This window comes from Nocardioides sp. CCNWLW216 (assembly GCF_037120545.1).
Taxonomy (GTDB): Bacteria; Actinomycetota; Actinomycetes; order Propionibacteriales; family Nocardioidaceae; genus Nocardioides; species Nocardioides lianchengensis.
Genome location: NZ_JBBBBJ010000008.1, coordinates 79,706 through 95,028 on the forward strand (window position 1 = coordinate 79,706; position 15,323 = coordinate 95,028).

Below are 15,323 nucleotides of genomic sequence, written 5' to 3' on the forward strand. Positions count from 1 at the left end.
ACCGACAAGCCGGCGTCCCCACGCCGCGTGGGAGGCGATCAGGCGTAGCGGACGCAGCGCTCGGACGACGTGAACCCGTAGAGCACCAGGCCCGCCTCCTCGGCCAGCCGGACCGAGAGACTGGTGGGGGCGCCGACCGCGACCAGCGAGCCGGTGCCGGCGGCCACGGCCTTCTGCACGAGCTCGAAGCCCGCCCGTCCGCTCACGACCAGGCAGGCGCCGGCCACCGGCTCGCCCGCGAGCAGCCGCGCCCCGGTCACCTTGTCGACGGCGTTGTGGCGGCCGACGTCCTCGCGGACCACCAGCACCCGACCGTCGGCGTCCACGAGCCCCGCGGCGTGCACGCCACCGGTGCGCCCGAACACCTGCTGGTGCTCGCGCAGCCGACCGGGCAGGGTGCGCACGACGTCCGGGGCGGGGACGGGTCCTGTCCACCGCGCGCCCCGGGGTACGTCGAGGACCGCGGCGACACTGTCCTTGCCGCAGACGCCACAGGCCGACGAGCCGCTGGAGGCCGCGTCGTGCCGGTGCCCGGGGTCGGTCGCGGGCGGCCCGTCGAGGGCGACGGTGACGACGTTGAACTCCTGCTCGGCCGTCAGCGCCTCGTCGGTGCAGTAGGCGACCCCGTGGACGGCGGACCCGGCGCCGACGACGCCCTCGTGCCGCAGCCAGCCGGCCGCGAGCTCGAAGTCGTGGCCCGGCGTCCGCATGGTCACCCAGACCCGCCGGGCGGCGACCCCCGGCCACTCCAGGCGGATCTCCAGCGGCTCCTCGGTGGCCAGCCGGTCTTCGTGCCGGCGTACGGCGTCGCCGATCAGCTCCTGCACGCGGGCCCGCACGGTCGGGCCGGGACGACGCGCCTTCATGACGGGTACGCCGCCCGCACGGCCACCATCCGCGCCAACCGGTCGCCCGCGTCGAGGACCCGGCGGCGCACGGTGGGGTCGAGGCCGGTCGACGAGGCCACCGCCGCGACCCGGTCCACCGTGGCGCGGTCGAGCGCGGTCGCGGGGAAGAACGCCTCGGTCGCCTCGCCCAGCACCCAGCCGCTGTGCACGGTCGCCAGCCCGGGCAGGGCGGCGAAGTAGCGCTCGACGTACGGCGTGGTCAGCGACTCCTGACCGGGCTGCCACATCCCGAGCCCGGCCGCCTCGATCTCGTAGTTGGTCGCATCGACCTCGCCGCTGAACCGCGCCCAGGCGAACTCCTTGGCCGCAGCCGTCGGGAGTGACGACATCGCCCGGGTGTGCTCGACCCGGGTCTGCGACGTGGGCCCGGCGTCGAGCTCGGCGTCGAGCTCGGCCGGGTCGGTCGTCCCGAGGACGGCCAGCCGGTGCAGCACCCGCCAGCGCAGCTCGAGGTCGGGGTCGATGCCGGCCGGGGCGGAGCCCAGCCAGCCGCGGAGGACGGACTCCTCGCCGGCCGAGCGGATCGCCGTGCGGAAGGCGGCGAGCTGCAGCTCGGAGCCGGACTCGGCGGCCGTCAGCCGGTCGAGCGCGGCAGCGTGCACGCGGGCGACCGAGCCGGGCGGGCAGAGCGGCAGCAGCACCTGGAAGACCCAGGGCAGAGTGCGCCGGGGGTTGGCCCGCTGCGGCGTGTCCTCGGTGTCCTCGACCGGCAGGTGGGCCACGACCAGCTCGAGCACGTCCGCGGGGTCGAGCACGCCGACGTGCAGCCCCTCGCGCACGCCGTTCCACACGCCCGAGCGCAGCAGCGGGTCACTCACCTGCGGCAGCAGGTCGACCAGGGCGCGGACCGTCGCCGGGTCGGGCGGGACGACGGCCCAGGTCTCGCCGTACGGGTCGACCAGGACCGGCGCCCCGCCCGCGTCGTACGACGTCTCGGGACCGGACACCGTGACCGGCTCCAGCCGCCAGGCGTGCGTGGCCGCGTCGTGGACGGCGACCCGGAACGTGTGGGCGCGGTCGGCGGGCGAGCCCGCCGGGGGAGTACGACGGAGCACGCGGGCCGTCCGGTCGAGCACGATCGTGTCGGCGCCGGGCGTGCGCAGCCACTCGGACGTGACGGCCGAGAGGTCCCCGGCACCGACCCGCTCCCAGCTGCCGAGCAGGTCGGCCATCATGGCGTTGCCGAACCGGTGCCGCTCCAGGTGGTCGACCACGCCGCCCAGGAAGACCGGGTCGCCCAGTGAGGTCGCGAGCTGACGCAGAATCGTCGAGCCCTTGGCGTAGGAGATGCCGTCGAAGTCCTGGAGCGCGGCGACCGCGTCGACCGCGCCGTTGCCGGCGACGGGATGGGTGCCGGGGCCGAGATCGGCGGTGAGGCCCCACAGCCGCCGGGCGTAGGCGTTGTCGACCCAGGCCTCGGCGTACTCGGTGGCGTCGGCGGCGACCCGGTTGCCGAGGTACTCGGCGAAGGACTCGTTGAGCCACAGGTCGTCCCACCACCGCGGCGTCACGATGTTGCCGAACCACTGGTGGGCCATCTCGTGGGCGATGGTGGAGGCCCGGTTGAGCCGGGTGCCGCGGGTGACCCGGGAGTCGAAGACCATCGAGTCACGGAAGGTCACGCAGCCGGGGTTCTCCATCGCGCCGGCGTTGAACTCGGGGACGAAGGCCTGGTGGTAGGCCCCGAACGGGTAGCGGATCCCGAACAGCCGATGCAGCTCGTCGAAGCACTGGCCGGTCAGCGTCACCAGCTCCTCGGCGTCCGCCTCGAGCCCGGCGGCCAGGCTCTGCCGCGCGCTGAGGCCGAGCGGGATGCCGTCGTGCTCGGCGTTGATCACGTGGTACGGCCCGGCCACCAGGGTGACGAAGTACGTCGACAGCGGCTGCGTGGTCGCCAGCTCCCAGAGGCCCGGCTCCACCTGCGAGGCGGCGCCGTTGCCGATCACCGTCCAGTCGAGCGGCGCCCGCACGTGGAAGGTGTACGGCGCCTTCAGGTCGGGCTGGTCGAAGCAGGCGAAGATCGTGGGGGCGGCGTCCATGAAGGACATCCCGTAGACGTAGTGCCGGCCGTCGGCGGGGTCGACGCTGCGGTGCAGGCCCTCGCCGTCGTTGCGGAACGGCATCACCGCGTCGACGACCAGCTCGTTGGCGCCCTCGAGGGTCTCGAGCGGCAGCCGGCCGCGGTCGAGGAGGTCGGGGTCGAGCGGGGTCCCGTTGAGCCGCAGCGCGTTGACCCGGACCGGCTTGAGGTCGAGGAAGGTCGGGCCGCCGCGGCTGGTGAAGGCGATGGTGGTCACCGAGCCGAACGTCGCCTCGTCGGAGGCCAGGTCGAGGCGGACGTCGTACCCCTGGACCTCGAGGAGGGCGGCCCGGGCACGGGCCTCGGTGTGCTGAAGGCTCCGAGCGGTCGAGGTCACAGCCTCACCCTAGGGTTTGGGGTGGGTTCTCCCGTTCCGGGGGCGGGGACCCGGTGCTTTACCTAGGCTTCGCCTTCCGCGAGCCCGATGACCGTCGTGGCCGCCCTCGCACTTGGAAGGTTCCCCATGTCCCTGATCCACCACCGCCACCGGATGGTGTCGTTGGCGACCGTGGCCGCCCTGGCCCTGGGCCTGCCGGCCGTCGGGTCCTCGCTCGCCGGGAGCCCGGCCCAGGCCGCCGACCCGGCCGGCGACTGCCTCGAGGCGTTCCCCGTCGACGAGCTCGCGGCCGACGACGAGGTCACCGGGAAGACCGTCACGCGCGGCACCACCCCGGTGCCCTTCACGGGCACGGTCCTCGGGGTCCTGGAGGACGGCATCGCCCCCGACGTCGACATGATCATGGTCGACGTCGAGATGCCCGAGTTCACCCGCACCGGCGGCATCTGGCAGGGCATGTCGGGCTCGCCGGTCTACGCCGAGGACGGTCGCCTCATCGGCGCCGTCGCCTACGGCCTGTCCGCCGGTCCCTCGCCGATCGCCGGCGTCACGCCCTTCGAGGACATGGACGACTACCTCGCCACCACCCCGGCCAGCCGCGTCCCGCTGCGCGGTGCGGCGGCCCGCAAGGTCGCCGCCACCGCCGGCATCAGCGCGGCGAAGGCCGCCCAGGGCTTCCGCGAGCTGCCGATGCCGCTGGGCGTCTCCGGCCTCTCGGCGCGCCGCCTGGCCCAGCTGCAGACCAAGGGTCCCGCGTTCCTCGACAAGAGCACCTACCTGCTCGGCCGGGCCTCGGCCCAGGCCGCGGGCCCGGAGACCCTGGTCGCCGGCGGCAACCTCGGCGTCTCGGCGGCGTACGGCGACGTCGCGCTGGCCGGCGTCGGCACGGTGACGTCGGTCTGCGACGGCCGGGTGGTCGGCTTCGGTCACCCCATGGCCCTGCTGGGCGCCACCACGATGGGCCTGCACCCGGCCGACGCGATCTACGTGCAGCCGGACTCGCTCGGCTCGCCGTTCAAGGTCGCCAACCTGGCGCCGGCGGTCGGCACCATCACAGACGACCGGACCACGGGCGTCACCGGCACCTTCGGCGCCCCGCCGTCGGCGGCGACCATCACCTCGACGGTCACCTACGGCACCCGCGCCCGCACCGGCCGCACGGCCGTCTCGGTCCCGGACTTCCTCGCCGAGGCGAGCCTCTACCAGTTGATCGCCAACCAGGACCGCGTCATCGACGGCCCCGCCAAGGGCACCTCGCTGCTCACCTGGCGGATCACCGGCACCGAGGGCTCCAAGCCCTTCGCGCTGGCCTTCACCGACCGCTTCACCAGCACCGACCTGGGCCTGGAGGCCCACATGGGGGTGGCCGACCTGGTCTACTCCCTCGGCCAGCTGGACGGCGTCACCATCACGTCCGTCTCCGCCAAGGCCGCGGTCACCAACGACCTGCGCCGGCACGCGATCAGCGCGGTCGAGCAGAAGCGTGGCGGCCAGTGGGTCAAGATCACCCGGCGCTCGCCGGCCTTCGGCCGCGCCGGCAAGTCGATCCGGCTCCGCGTGGTCGTCGGCGGCCGCGCCGGCAAGCAGGTCCTGCCCTTGAAGCCGATCAAGCTGCCCAAGCGCTCCCCGGGCCTGCTGATGCTGGTCGCCCAGGGCGGCGACGGCGCCTACACCGACACCTCCGGATCCTCGGTGGCGAAGGTCCGCACGGCCCTGGCCGCCCAGGTCCGGCACGACCAGGTCCAGGTCCAGGTCGGCACGCCGAACAGGATGGACTTCGGCGGTGAGGAGGAGGAGTACCTCATGGGCCGGCGCAAGGTCTCGTTCGTCCGCACCCAGAAGACCGCCCCGCTCGGGCACGTGGTCAGCGGCATGAAGATGTTCACGGTGCTGGTCGGCTGAGAACCGTCCACCGACCATGAGCGAGGGCCGGGTCAGCACCGCGGGTGCTGACCCGGCCCTTCGTCACAGGCGGACGAGCATCTTGCCGGTGTTGGCGCCGGAGAGCACCCCGAGGAACGCGGCGACCGTTCGGTCGAGGCCGTCCTCGAACGTCTCCCGGTAGGAGAGCTCACCCGCCGCGAGCCAGGCCCCGGCCCGCTCGTAGAACTCACTTGCGACGTCGGCGTGGTCGGTGACGATGAAGCCGCGCAGGCTGAGCCGCTTGCTGATCACCATCATCAGGTTCCGGGGTCCCGGCGCGGGCGCCTCGGCGTTGTAGTCGGCGATCATCCCGCAGGCGGCGATCCGGCCGAAGTCGGCCATCGAGAAGATCGCGGCCTCGAGGTGGTCGCCCCCGACGTTGTCGAAGTAGACGTCGACCGGGCCGTGCTCGGCCAGCTGCCGGCCGATCCTGCCCGCCTTGTAGTCGAGGCCGACGTCGTACCCCAGCTCGCCGGTGAGCCACGCGACCTTCTCCGGTCCGCCTGCCGAGCCGATGACCGTCGTCGCGCCGAGCTTGCGGGCGAGCTGGCCGGCGATCGAGCCGACGGCACCGGCGGCGCCCGAGACGAAGACCGTGTCGCCCTCGCGCACCTCGGCGATCCGGGTCAGCCCGACGTACGCCGTGAGGCCGGGCATGCCGAGCACCCCGAGGTACGCCGAGGCGGGGACCTGGGAGACGTCGACCTTCCGGAAGGCCCGGGCCGGGCCGCGTGCGTGCTCGCGCCAGCCGAGCTGGTGCAGCACGGTGTCTCCCGGTTGCAGCGAGTCGTCGCCCGAGGCGACGACCTCGCCGACCGCGCCGCCGTCGAGCGCGGCGTCGAGACGGAACGGCGGGACGTAGGACTTCACGTCGTTCATCCGCCCGCGCATGTAGGGGTCGACCGACAGCACCGTGTTGCGGACCAGCACCTCGCCGGGGCCGGGATCGTCGAGCTCGACCTCGACGGTGCGGAAGTTGTCGGGCGTCGGCCAGCCCTGCGGGCGGGAGGCCAGGTGGATCTCGCGGGTCGTGGTGGTCATGCGCTCGATCCTGACAGGCGCCGGAAGGCGGGCCGGCTGCTGCCGGGTGGTGCACGTCACCGCTCCGGGGATTCAGGTCCGGCGGTTCCGGCCGACGTACCCTGTAAGAGACAAAGACGTCGATGGCCCATGACAGGGCAGAGAGTGAAGCGCACCCCATGCACACCGAGATCCACCTGGCCCGCGGCATCGTCGAGGGCCGGATCCAGCGCGGTCAGGGGGCGGCCCAGACCCGCGACCTGACCCTGGTCCGCGAGGCGGCCCGCCGCCTCCGTCGTACGACGCGCCGGGAGCGCTGAGCGGCTCCCGCACGACACACCAAGGCCCGGGCCCGCCGTAGCGGAACCCGGGCCTTCGCGTCGGTGGGGGAGCGGCTAGGCCTGGAGCCCGAGCGCGAACTCCACCTTCCCGGAAGGATCGACCGCGGCGTCGAGGATCTTGTCGTCGAGCATCACCGCGGCGGTCTCGTCGAGGTAGATCGTGGCCCCCGACTGCTCGACCACCTGGTCACCGGGCTGGGCCTGGTCGGCCGCGCTGACGGCGAAGGCCGGCTCCGGGGCGTTCTCGGAGGTGATGCGCAGTCCGGCGGTCTCCGGGAGGCCGGGCTGGGTGGAGATGTCCTTGACGATCGTGCTGGCGTTCTCGGTGAGGGTGAGCATGAACTCGCCTTCCGATGGGCGGGCAGGTCACGTTCCACGCAACCCGGTCCGGTCCCGGGAATCAAGTCGGGCCGCGTCCCGGGCGTGTCGGTCTGGCAGTCTTCGGCCATGAGCGAGCAGCCCGAGACCTACCGCACCGTCACCCTCGAGAGCACCGGCGACTTCACCTTCGCCGCCACCAACGTCCGCGGGGGAGTGCTGCCGGTCGGCAGCGGCGACGACGACACCTTCACGCCCGTCGAGCTGCTGCTGGTGGCCCTCGCCGGCTGCGGGGCGATCGACCTCGAGCACCTGACCGGCAAGCGGGCGCCGTTCGCGTCCTTCGCCGCCCGCAGCGAGGGCCACAAGGTCCGCGACGAGCTCGGCAACCACCTGGTCGACCTGCGGGTCACCTTCGACGTGACCTTCCCCGAGGGCGAGGGCGGCGACAAGGCCCGCGCGTTCCTGCCGCGGGCCCTGGAGCAGATCGAGGGACGGCTCTGCTCGGTCGGACGCACCGTCCAGATCGGCGACCCGGTGCGGTACGTCGCGGGCCAGGTGGAGTGATGGGTCGGGTCCGCCGCTGGGACGCCGTACCCCGTCAGGACGGACGGCGGTTCGTCGTCACCGGCGCCAGCGGCGGCATCGGCCTCGAGACGGCGAAGGTGCTGGCCGACCGGGGCGCCCGCGTCACCCTCGCCGTGCGCAACGCCGCGAAGGGCGAGCAGGCGGCCGCTCAGATGACCGGTGACGTCGAGGTCGCGCTGCTCGACGTGAGCTCGCTGGAGTCGGTGCGGTCGTTCGCCGACGCGTGCGGCGAGGTCGACGTCCTGGTCAACAACGCCGGGGTGCTGGGCCTGCCCTTCTCCCGCAGCGTCGACGGCTTCGAGCTGCAGCTGGCCACCAACCACCTCGGCCACTTCGCGCTGGCCAACCTGCTCCTGCCGCGCATCACCGACCGCGTCGTCGTGGTCTCCTCGCGCTCGCACCTCACCGGCGACCTCGACCTCGACGACCTGCTCTGGGAGCGCCGGCGATACCAGCCGTACGCCGCCTACGCCGCCTCCAAGCTGGCCAACATGCTGTTCCTCGCCGAGCTGCAGCGCCGACTCACCGCGGCCGGGTCGACCCTGCGCGCGACCGGCGCGCACCCGGGCTCGACGGTCACCGCGATCACCGCCAACACCGGCAGCCCGCTGAAGACCCTCGTCGGCCGCTACGGCCACCCGCTGGTCGGCATGCCCGCGGCCCAGGGCGCGCTCCCGACTCTCTACGCCGCGACCATGGACGTCCCCGGCAACACCTACGTCGGCCCGCACGGCCTCGGCGAGATGCGCGGCTGGCCGACGGCCGTGGGGCGCAGCCAGCGCGCCCTCGACCCCGACCTGGCCAAGGCCCTCTGGACCCGCTCGGAGGACCTCACCGGCGTCCGCTTCCCGTTCTGACGCAGCGGTTGTGACCGCTATCCGGACGTGCCGCAGCTGTAACGCGATGTTCGCCGCACTAGGTACGCGCTGCAGCGCGTCTCCAGTGCGGTGAACATCGCGTTACAGCACGGCCCGCCGGCCCGCCGGCCCGCCGAGCTCAGTCCAGCGTGACCGAGCTGATGTCGATCGGGGTCTTCGGGGCGCCGTCGGGGCCGCCGTCGGCGGTGCCGGCGGCAGCGGCGTCGGCGACCAGCTGGTTGCTGGCCTCGTCGATCGTGCCGAAGACGGTGTACGACGGGGGCAGCTGCGTGTCGGTGTAGCAGATGAAGAACTGCGAGCCGCCCGAGTTCGGGGCGCCGGTGTTGGCCATGGCCAGGGTGCCGGCGGGGTAGTCCTTGGTCTGCTCCAGCTCGTCCGGGATCGTGTAGCCGGGGCCGCCGGTGCCGGTGCCGGTCGGGTCGCCGCACTGCAGGACGCCGAACCCGGGGCTGGTCGTGATGCGGTGGCAGGTGGTGTCGTCGAAGTAGCCCTGCTCGGCGAGCGAGACGATCGAGCCGACCGTGCAGGGCGCCGCGTCGGCGTCGAGGGTGGCCTTCAGGTCGCCCAGGCTGGTGGCGAAGGTGACCGCGACCTGGCCGCTCACGGTGGCGTCGGCCGGCGGGGGCTCGACCTCCTTGGCCGCACCCTGCGGATCGGTCGCGTAGTCGCAGGAGACGCCGGTGCCCTCGCCCGCCGGGGCGGACGAGCTGGACGAGGTCGACGATCCGGGGTCGGTGCCCGTGCTGGCGCTGGAGTCGTCGTCGCCGCAACCGGCGAGGAGGGCCACGGAGGCGAGAGCGGCGAGCACGGCGAGCGGGCGCTTCAGGGAGGACATGCGGCCGATCGTAGGGGAGTGGCTCACGCGTTTCGGCCGCGGGCCGTGACCGGCCAGGGCTCCAGTCCGTCCCCGGACGCGGCCCAGAGGACGTCGTGCAGGTTCACCGCGGCGCACACGTGGTTGGGGACCACGTCCACCGTCGCGCCGAGCGGTGGGAGGTCGGCCCCGGCCAGGTCGACGACGGCGTGGTGCTCGGAGAGCAGCACGACCCGGGCGTCGTCGTACGACGGGAGCCGGCCCCAGCCGGTGGCGTACGGCGCGCGGTCCGCCCCGAGCGCCTTGCTCCCGGCGTCGAGGACCAGTCGTCCGCCCGCGTGGCTGACCACGGTGGCCCGGCAGGTCAGGGCGATGTCGGTCGGCCCGGTGACGCCGAGCTCCCACTGCTGGGCGTCGCCGAAGACGTAGACGCCCGGACGGAGCTCGGTCAGCACGTCGGGGTAGGCCGCGGCCAGGCTCGGGGTCGAGCCGCCGCTGAGCACGCGTGGCTCGATCCCGAGGGCCCGGAGGGACGCGGCCGCAGCGACCAGGGCCGCCGCCTCGTCCGCCGCCGCGGTGGCCCGTCCGTCGGGTGCGTAGCTGTGCCCGGGGAAGGTGAAGACGCCGCGGACCGGCAGTCCGGCCCGCTCGGCGGCGGTCGCGATCGTCCCAGCGCGCTCCGGAGCGACGCCCGTGCGGTGGTGGCCGCTGTCGACCTCGACCAGGACCTCGACCCCGGTCCCGGCCAGCAACCGGCCGGCCTGCTCGGCGCCGGTCACCGAGTCGACCCCGATCGCCACCACCGCCCGCTCGGCCAGCGCCCGCAACCGGATGGCCGCGGGCTCGTCGACCCAGAGCGGGAACGCCACGAACAGGTCGGAGCAGACGTCGGCGAAGGCCTCGGCCTCACCGACGGTGGCCACGGTGAGACCGACCGCGCCCGCCGCCAGCTGACGGCGGGCCACCTCGGGCGACTTGTGGGTCTTGGCGTGCGGCCGCAGTGACACCCCGGCCGACCCCGCGCCCGCCGCGACGCGGCGGAGGTTCGCGTCCAGCCGCTCGACGTCGACCCGCAGGTACGGCGTCCGCGGGCCGGTCACATCTCCTCGTGGGTGTCCGGGTCGCCGTCGAAGAGCCGCCCGTCCGCCCGCCCGAGCGCGGTGATCGCCTCCGTCTCGTCGCCGGTCAGGTCGAAGGAGAGCAGGTCGAGATTGGCCCGCTGGCGCTCGACCGTCGCCGACTTCGGGATGGGTACCGAGCCGAGTTGGAGCTGCCAGCGCAGGATGACCTGGCCCGGCGTGACGCCGTACTTCTCGGCGGCGGCGGCCACGGGCGGCTCGGTGAAGGGCGCCTGCCGCTTGCCGAGCGGGCTCCACGACTCCGTCTGGATCCCGAGGCGCTCGTGGACCGCACGCAGCTCGCGCTGGGGGAAGTAGGGGTGCAGCTCGACCTGGTTGACCGCCGGCGTCACGCCGGTCTCGGCGATGATCCGCTCCAGGTGGGCCTCGGTGAAGTTCGAGACGCCGATCGAGCGGACCAGGCCCTGCTCGCGCAGGTCGACGAGCGCGCGCCAGGCCTCGACGTACTTGCCGACGCTGGGGTTGGGCCAGTGGATGAGGTGCAGGTCGAGGTGGTCGAGACCGAGTCGCTCCAGCGAGGCGTGCACGCTGGCGACGGCGTCGTCGTACCCGTGGTGGCGGCCGGGCAGCTTGCTGGTCACGAAGAGCTCGTCGCGCGGCACCCCCGACCGCCGGATCGCCTCGCCGACCTCGCGCTCGTTCTCGTAGTTCACGGCCGTGTCCAGCAGCCGGTAGCCGACCTCGAGCGCGCTGACCACGGCGGCGATCCCGTCGTCGCCGGTCAGCGGGTAGGTGCCGAAGCCGACCCCGGGAATGGCGCGGCCGTCGTTCAGGGTGCGAGTGGGAACGCTCATGTGCTCCACCCTAGGAGGATGATGCGAGCCGTGGACCTGGCCTCCGACTGCTCGCGCTGCTTCGGGCTGTGCTGCACCGCCCTGCCCTTCCGGCGCTCGGCCGACTTCGCCTTCGACAAGCTGCCGGACACGCCGTGCCGCAACCTGGGGGAGTCCTACGGCTGCGGGATCCACACCACCCTGCGCGCCGACGGGATGACGGGGTGCACGGTCTTCGAGTGCTTCGGTGCCGGCCAGCACGTCGCCCAGGTGACGTACGGCGGGGTCTCGTGGCGTGAGGAGCCCGGGACGGCGTCCGAGATGTTCGCGGTCTTCGCCCGGGTGCGCGATCTGCACGAGCTGCTGGTCCTGCTGCAGGAGGCCCGAGGCCTGGGCGCCGACGTCGACGACCTGCACGACCGGGTGGCCGCGCTCGCCGCGGGCGATCCGGCGATGGTGCTGTCGGCGGACCCGTTCGCGCTGCGGGACGAGATCGGCCCGCTGCTCGACGCGACGAGTCGGGCCGTGCGCGGTACCGGGCCCGACCACCGGCACGCCGACCTCTCCGGTGCCGACCTGCGGGCCCGGGACCTGCGCCGCGGCGACCTGCGGGGGGCGCTGCTGCTGGGCACGGACCTGCGCGACCTGGACCTGGACCGCGCCGACCTACTGGGGGCCGACCTCCGGGGTGCCGACATCGCCGGGACCGACCTCTCACGGGCGCTGTTCCTGACCCAGCCGCAGGTGAACGCGGCGCGGGGAAGCGGCACCACCCGGCTCTCCGATCGGTTGAAGCGGCCGGGTCACTGGGGCTAGGTGCCGTCCTCCGGCGTCGCGGCGTGCCGCTCGAGGCCCTCGGTACGCCGGTCCTCCTTCATCTCGGCCTCGAACAGGTGTCGCTTCCCGGCGACCAGCTCGTCGCGGGCGGCTCGCTCCAGGTCCTTGAAGACGGAGTAGTAGCCGTCGTCGTACTCCTCGACGACCTGGAAGGACCACCGGCCCTCGATGATGTTGCGGCCGACCAGCTCCCGCTCGATCCGGTCGGCGAGCTCGAGGTGGCCGGCCTCGCGGAGCTCGTCGACGGCCTCGCCGAGGGTCAGGTCGGCGGTGCCGCTGAGGCGGTGGAAGGAGTACAGGAAGCCACGTGCGGCCTCGACCGCCTCCAACGCCTCGGACAGCGTGCCGAGTGCGCTGACCGTCGCGTCGGAGACGCCCTCGGGACGTCGGTGGGCGGCGTCGGGACCGGACACGGTCAGGACGACAGGACGTCGGCCGCCGAGACCGCGCCGTGCTCGGACTCGATGGCGTCGGCCAGCTTCTCGATCTCGTCCTCGGTCAGCTCGACGCCGACCTCGGTGGCGCCTTTGCGCAGCTCACTGGCCACGGTGCCCTCGGTGGCGCCGTCCTGCCAGGAGCTGACCCGGTCGACGACGGCCTGGACGGCCTCCAGCTGGACCGCCCGCTCACTGCTCTCGTTGCTCATGAGCGGGCGGTAACCCTTCACCACCGGGGCTAACCTCGCCCTCATGGACGTCGGCATCCACTACGCGAACTTCTCCCACCCCGGCTGGGACCAGCGGCTGGTCGATCGGCTGACCGAGACGGCACGGGTGGCCGACCAGGGCGGCGCGTCGCTGCTGACCGTGATGGACCACTGGTTCCAGATGGAGGACCTGGGTGGTCCGGCCGAGCCGATGCTGGAGGGCTACACCACCCTCGGCTATCTCGCCGCCGTCACCGAGCGGGTCCGGCTGAGCCTGCTGGTGACCGGGACGACGTACCGCCACCCGGGTCTGTTAGCCAAGACCGTCACCACCCTCGACGTGCTCTCGCGCGGTCGCGCGATGCTCGGCATCGGCGCCGCCTGGTACGACCGGGAGCACCGAGGCCTCGGCGTCCCGTTCCCGCCCCTGAAGGAACGCTTCGAGCGGCTCGAGGAGGCTCTCGAAGTCTGCCTCCAGATGTGGAGCGACGACGACGGCCCGTACGACGGCGCCCACTACCGGCTCGCCGAGACCGTGAACGTCCCGCCGTCCGTCCAGCGGCCGCACCCGCCGATCCTGATCGGGGGCTCCGGCGAGAGGAAGACGCTGCGGCTGGTCGCCCAGCACGCCAACGCCTGCAACCTGTTCGGCGAGTCGCCGGAGGTGGTCGCCCACAAGCTCGACGTGCTGCGCGGCCACTGCGACGACCTCGGGCGCGACTACGACCGCATCGAGAAGACGATCATCGCGATGGCCGACCCGCTCACCGACGTCGACGCCTTCCTCACCTCCATGGAGGCCTACGCCGCGCTCGGCATCACGCTGATCACCCTGGTGCCCGGTGGCGACGACCCGGTCGCCTGGACCACGGAGCTCAGCGAGAAGGTGCTGCCCCGTCTTGGGCAGGTCTGACCTCCACCGCCGGGGCGCGCTGCTGCTGCTCGCCCCGGTCCTGGTCGCGTGCTCGACCACCGAGGACTCGTCGTCCCGGCGCGAGCCGGACCCGCGGCCGCCGTCGTCCGCCGTACCCTCCGCGCCGGCGGCGCCGTCCTCCACCCCGTCCGCCGATCCCGCGCCGAGCACCACTGCGGAACCCGGCCCGGTCCCCAGCGACGGGACCCCGCGACGGGCGACTCTGAGCATCCCCGGCCTCGACCTGTCCGGTCTGGTCGTCGTGCCCTACGAGGGCTTCACGGACGACGCCCCCGGGACCGCGATCCAGGACCGGGGTCGGGCCGCGAGCCCGCACGGACCTCGGGGAGGCACCGGTCCGGGCGGCGTGGGCAACTACCAGGTGACCGCGCACCGGCTCTCGTCCACGCGGGCGTTCGAGTTCCTCCCGAGCCTGCGCCGCGGCGACCGCGTGCACGTGGAAGCGGGCGAGGTCCGCTACACCTACCGGATCACCGCGACCCGCGAGACGTCGTTCCGCTCGCCGCGGTCGCTGCGCGAGCAGCGCGCCGCCGTACCCGGTCGGCCGGGGGCCGAGCCGACCCGCGCCATGATCACGCTGTCGACCTGCGCGACCATCGAGGACCACGCCGCGGGGAACTACTGGTCGGACGAGTTCGACAACCCCGAGCACCGCATCGACAAGATCGGCGTGCTGGTGGCGGTCCAGTGAACTTGATCATTCCTTGACGGTTCTTTGCCTGTTCTCAGAATCACATCGACTGGAATATTCCCATGACGCAGACGACGGCCCTTCTCGATGCCGCCCCTCTCTCCACGGTTCTGGATCTGGACGCGGCGAACGTGTTGGCGGAGACGCACGTTCCGTTGGTGGCGCACCTGGTGCGCGAGACGATGGCGCGGGTGCCGTCGCATGTGGATCGTGACGACCTGCGCTCGGCTGGTCTGGTGGCGCTGGTGAAGGCGTCGCGTTCGTACGACGAGTCGCGGGGGGTGGCGTTCGGTGCGTACGCCGCGTCGCGGATCCGGGGTGCGTTGCTCGACGAGCTGCGGTCGGTGGACTGGGCGTCGCGGTCGGTGCGTCGTAAGAGTCGTGAGATCGAGGAGACCCGTAACCGGCTGGCCTCGGCGCTGGGTCAGTTCCCCGACGATGCCGCGGTCGCGCAGGCGCTGGGGATCAACGTCGCGGAGATCGCTCGGTGTGAGCAGGACGTGGCGCGGGCCGGGGTGTCGTCGCTGGATGCGGGTTCGGAGTCGGGGGAGGGCTTCGCGCTGGCTGACCTGGTCCGTTCGAACGAGGCGGGTCCCGAGGCCAGCATCGAGATGGCTGAGCGTCTGGAGTACCTGCAGGCCGCGATCGTGGAGCTGCCCGAGCGGCTGCGTGCGGTGGTCGAGGGCTACTTCCTGGAGGAGCGGCCGATGGCCGAGCTGGCCGCTGAGCTGGACGTGACGGAGTCGCGGATCTCGCAGATGCGGGCCGAGGCGCTGGTGCTGCTGAAGGACGCGCTGAACGCGGCGCTGGACCCCGAGCTCCTCACCCCGCACGCACGTCCGGGCGGTGTCGTGGCCCGTCGTCGTGACGCCTACGTCGCCGCGGTCGCGGCCCGCCAGGTCTCGGTGCGTCGTACCACCACCCTGCGCTCCACCGCCCTCGCCGGCTGACCCCGACCCTCCTGCGTCTCCGCACCGCCCTCGGCCACCGGCCGAGGGCGGTGTCGTGCTTCTGGGACGTGAGCGGTCACAGCCAGACTTGATCATTCCTTGACGGTTCTTTGCCTGTTCTCAGAATCACATCGACTGGAATATTC

General features: G+C 73.0%; 17 protein-coding genes. 8 read left to right on the top strand and 9 right to left on the bottom strand.

The window, feature by feature from the left end; all coding sequences use genetic code 11:
* Nucleotides 1-38 precede the first annotated feature (38 nt).
* A complete protein-coding gene (locus tag V7S47_RS17855; protein WP_336562834.1) occupies nucleotides 39-866 on the bottom strand; it encodes a formate dehydrogenase accessory sulfurtransferase FdhD in 828 nt (275 codons plus the stop codon).
* A complete protein-coding gene (pepN, locus tag V7S47_RS17860) occupies nucleotides 863-3,325 on the bottom strand; it encodes an aminopeptidase N (RefSeq protein WP_336562835.1) in 2,463 nt (820 codons plus the stop codon). The genes V7S47_RS17855 and pepN overlap by 4 nt, the downstream gene beginning before the upstream one ends.
* Before the next feature lie 126 nt (nucleotides 3,326-3,451).
* Between pepN and V7S47_RS17865 the strand changes: the two genes are divergently transcribed.
* Nucleotides 3,452-5,227: a SpoIVB peptidase S55 domain-containing protein gene (locus tag V7S47_RS17865; RefSeq protein ID WP_336562836.1), complete on the top strand. Its 1,776-nt coding sequence runs from the start codon at nucleotides 3,452-3,454 to the stop codon at nucleotides 5,225-5,227.
* Between the two features lie 63 nt (nucleotides 5,228-5,290).
* On the opposite strand, the gene V7S47_RS17870 is transcribed toward V7S47_RS17865, so the two are convergent.
* On the bottom strand, nucleotides 5,291-6,289 hold the full coding sequence (locus tag V7S47_RS17870) for an NADP-dependent oxidoreductase (protein WP_336562837.1): 999 nt from the start codon (nucleotides 6,287-6,289) through the stop codon (nucleotides 5,291-5,293).
* A 158-nt stretch (nucleotides 6,290-6,447) separates the two neighbouring features.
* Between V7S47_RS17870 and V7S47_RS17875 the strand changes: the two genes are divergently transcribed.
* Nucleotides 6,448-6,588 (top strand): hypothetical protein, encoded by a 141-nt coding sequence (locus tag V7S47_RS17875; RefSeq protein WP_336562838.1) that lies wholly within the window; start codon nucleotides 6,448-6,450, stop codon nucleotides 6,586-6,588.
* A 75-nt stretch (nucleotides 6,589-6,663) separates the two neighbouring features.
* Here V7S47_RS17875 and V7S47_RS17880 read toward each other — a convergent pair whose 3' ends face one another.
* Nucleotides 6,664-6,948, bottom strand: coding sequence for a Fe-S cluster assembly protein HesB (locus V7S47_RS17880; RefSeq protein WP_090860855.1), 285 nt, complete (start codon nucleotides 6,946-6,948; stop codon nucleotides 6,664-6,666).
* A 108-nt stretch (nucleotides 6,949-7,056) separates the two neighbouring features.
* On the opposite strand from V7S47_RS17880, the gene V7S47_RS17885 reads away from it, so the two are divergent.
* Entirely contained in the window at nucleotides 7,057-7,494 is a 438-nt protein-coding gene (locus tag V7S47_RS17885; RefSeq protein WP_336562839.1) for an OsmC family protein, read from the top strand.
* Nucleotides 7,494-8,372: an oxidoreductase gene (locus V7S47_RS17890; protein WP_336562840.1), complete on the top strand. Its 879-nt coding sequence runs from the start codon at nucleotides 7,494-7,496 to the stop codon at nucleotides 8,370-8,372. Before V7S47_RS17885 ends, V7S47_RS17890 begins: the two co-directional genes overlap by 1 nt.
* Before the next feature lie 139 nt (nucleotides 8,373-8,511).
* Here V7S47_RS17890 and V7S47_RS17895 read toward each other — a convergent pair whose 3' ends face one another.
* From V7S47_RS17895 to V7S47_RS17905, 3 genes are read right to left on the bottom strand one after another with little or no spacing between them, the layout of a single operon-like run.
* Entirely contained in the window at nucleotides 8,512-9,228 is a 717-nt protein-coding gene (locus V7S47_RS17895) for a peptidylprolyl isomerase (RefSeq protein WP_336562841.1), read from the bottom strand.
* A 23-nt stretch (nucleotides 9,229-9,251) separates the two neighbouring features.
* The gene (locus V7S47_RS17900) at nucleotides 9,252-10,307 is read right to left on the bottom strand and encodes an alanine racemase (RefSeq protein ID WP_336562842.1); all 1,056 of its coding nucleotides are present in this window, start codon (nucleotides 10,305-10,307) and stop codon (nucleotides 9,252-9,254) included.
* Nucleotides 10,304-11,140, bottom strand: coding sequence for an aldo/keto reductase (locus tag V7S47_RS17905; protein ID WP_336562843.1), 837 nt, complete (start codon nucleotides 11,138-11,140; stop codon nucleotides 10,304-10,306). The genes V7S47_RS17900 and V7S47_RS17905 overlap by 4 nt, the downstream gene beginning before the upstream one ends.
* A gap of 18 nt (nucleotides 11,141-11,158) precedes the next feature.
* On the opposite strand from V7S47_RS17905, the gene V7S47_RS17910 reads away from it, so the two are divergent.
* A complete protein-coding gene (locus tag V7S47_RS17910; protein WP_336562844.1) occupies nucleotides 11,159-11,935 on the top strand; it encodes a pentapeptide repeat-containing protein in 777 nt (258 codons plus the stop codon).
* On the opposite strand, the gene V7S47_RS17915 is transcribed toward V7S47_RS17910, so the two are convergent.
* The gene (locus V7S47_RS17915) at nucleotides 11,932-12,369 is read right to left on the bottom strand and encodes a hypothetical protein (protein ID WP_336562845.1); all 438 of its coding nucleotides are present in this window, start codon (nucleotides 12,367-12,369) and stop codon (nucleotides 11,932-11,934) included. The genes V7S47_RS17910 and V7S47_RS17915 overlap by 4 nt on opposite strands.
* A gap of 2 nt (nucleotides 12,370-12,371) precedes the next feature.
* Nucleotides 12,372-12,602 carry a hypothetical protein gene (locus V7S47_RS17920; RefSeq protein ID WP_090860862.1) on the bottom strand — a complete coding sequence of 77 codons (231 nt, stop codon included), beginning with the start codon at nucleotides 12,600-12,602 and terminating at the stop codon, nucleotides 12,372-12,374.
* Nucleotides 12,603-12,645: 43 nt separating this feature from the next.
* Here V7S47_RS17920 and V7S47_RS17925 point away from each other — a divergent pair, with 43 nt between their 5' ends.
* The 3 genes from V7S47_RS17925 (at nucleotide 12,646) to V7S47_RS17935 (ending at nucleotide 15,177) form a co-directional block, all read left to right on the top strand.
* Nucleotides 12,646-13,515: an LLM class F420-dependent oxidoreductase gene (locus V7S47_RS17925; protein ID WP_336562846.1), complete on the top strand. Its 870-nt coding sequence runs from the start codon at nucleotides 12,646-12,648 to the stop codon at nucleotides 13,513-13,515.
* A complete protein-coding gene (locus tag V7S47_RS17930) occupies nucleotides 13,502-14,227 on the top strand; it encodes a sortase domain-containing protein (protein ID WP_336562847.1) in 726 nt (241 codons plus the stop codon). Before V7S47_RS17925 ends, V7S47_RS17930 begins: the two co-directional genes overlap by 14 nt.
* Nucleotides 14,228-14,289: 62 nt before the next feature.
* A complete protein-coding gene (locus V7S47_RS17935; RefSeq protein WP_336562848.1) occupies nucleotides 14,290-15,177 on the top strand; it encodes a sigma-70 family RNA polymerase sigma factor in 888 nt (295 codons plus the stop codon).
* Nucleotides 15,178-15,323: the final 146 nt, after the last annotated feature.

What these genes read in the sequence shown, in the direction of transcription:
- V7S47_RS17855 (WP_336562834.1), bottom strand. Translation starts at nt 866, where the DNA reads ATGAAGGCGCGTCGTCCCGGCCCGACCGTGCGGGCCCGCGTGCAGGAG.
- V7S47_RS17865 (WP_336562836.1), top strand. Translation starts at nt 3,452, where the DNA reads ATGTCCCTGATCCACCACCGCCACCGGATGGTGTCGTTGGCGACCGTG.
- V7S47_RS17870 (WP_336562837.1), bottom strand. Translation starts at nt 6,289, where the DNA reads ATGACCACCACGACCCGCGAGATCCACCTGGCCTCCCGCCCGCAGGGC.
- V7S47_RS17875 (WP_336562838.1), top strand. Translation starts at nt 6,448, where the DNA reads ATGCACACCGAGATCCACCTGGCCCGCGGCATCGTCGAGGGCCGGATC.
- V7S47_RS17880 (WP_090860855.1), bottom strand. Translation starts at nt 6,948, where the DNA reads ATGCTCACCCTCACCGAGAACGCCAGCACGATCGTCAAGGACATCTCC.
- V7S47_RS17885 (WP_336562839.1), top strand. Translation starts at nt 7,057, where the DNA reads ATGAGCGAGCAGCCCGAGACCTACCGCACCGTCACCCTCGAGAGCACC.
- V7S47_RS17890 (WP_336562840.1), top strand. Translation starts at nt 7,494, where the DNA reads ATGGGTCGGGTCCGCCGCTGGGACGCCGTACCCCGTCAGGACGGACGG.
- V7S47_RS17895 (WP_336562841.1), bottom strand. Translation starts at nt 9,228, where the DNA reads ATGTCCTCCCTGAAGCGCCCGCTCGCCGTGCTCGCCGCTCTCGCCTCC.
- V7S47_RS17905 (WP_336562843.1), bottom strand. Translation starts at nt 11,140, where the DNA reads ATGAGCGTTCCCACTCGCACCCTGAACGACGGCCGCGCCATTCCCGGG.
- V7S47_RS17910 (WP_336562844.1), top strand. Translation starts at nt 11,159, where the DNA reads ATGATGCGAGCCGTGGACCTGGCCTCCGACTGCTCGCGCTGCTTCGGG.
- V7S47_RS17920 (WP_090860862.1), bottom strand. Translation starts at nt 12,602, where the DNA reads ATGAGCAACGAGAGCAGTGAGCGGGCGGTCCAGCTGGAGGCCGTCCAG.
- V7S47_RS17925 (WP_336562846.1), top strand. Translation starts at nt 12,646, where the DNA reads ATGGACGTCGGCATCCACTACGCGAACTTCTCCCACCCCGGCTGGGAC.
- V7S47_RS17935 (WP_336562848.1), top strand. Translation starts at nt 14,290, where the DNA reads ATGACGCAGACGACGGCCCTTCTCGATGCCGCCCCTCTCTCCACGGTT.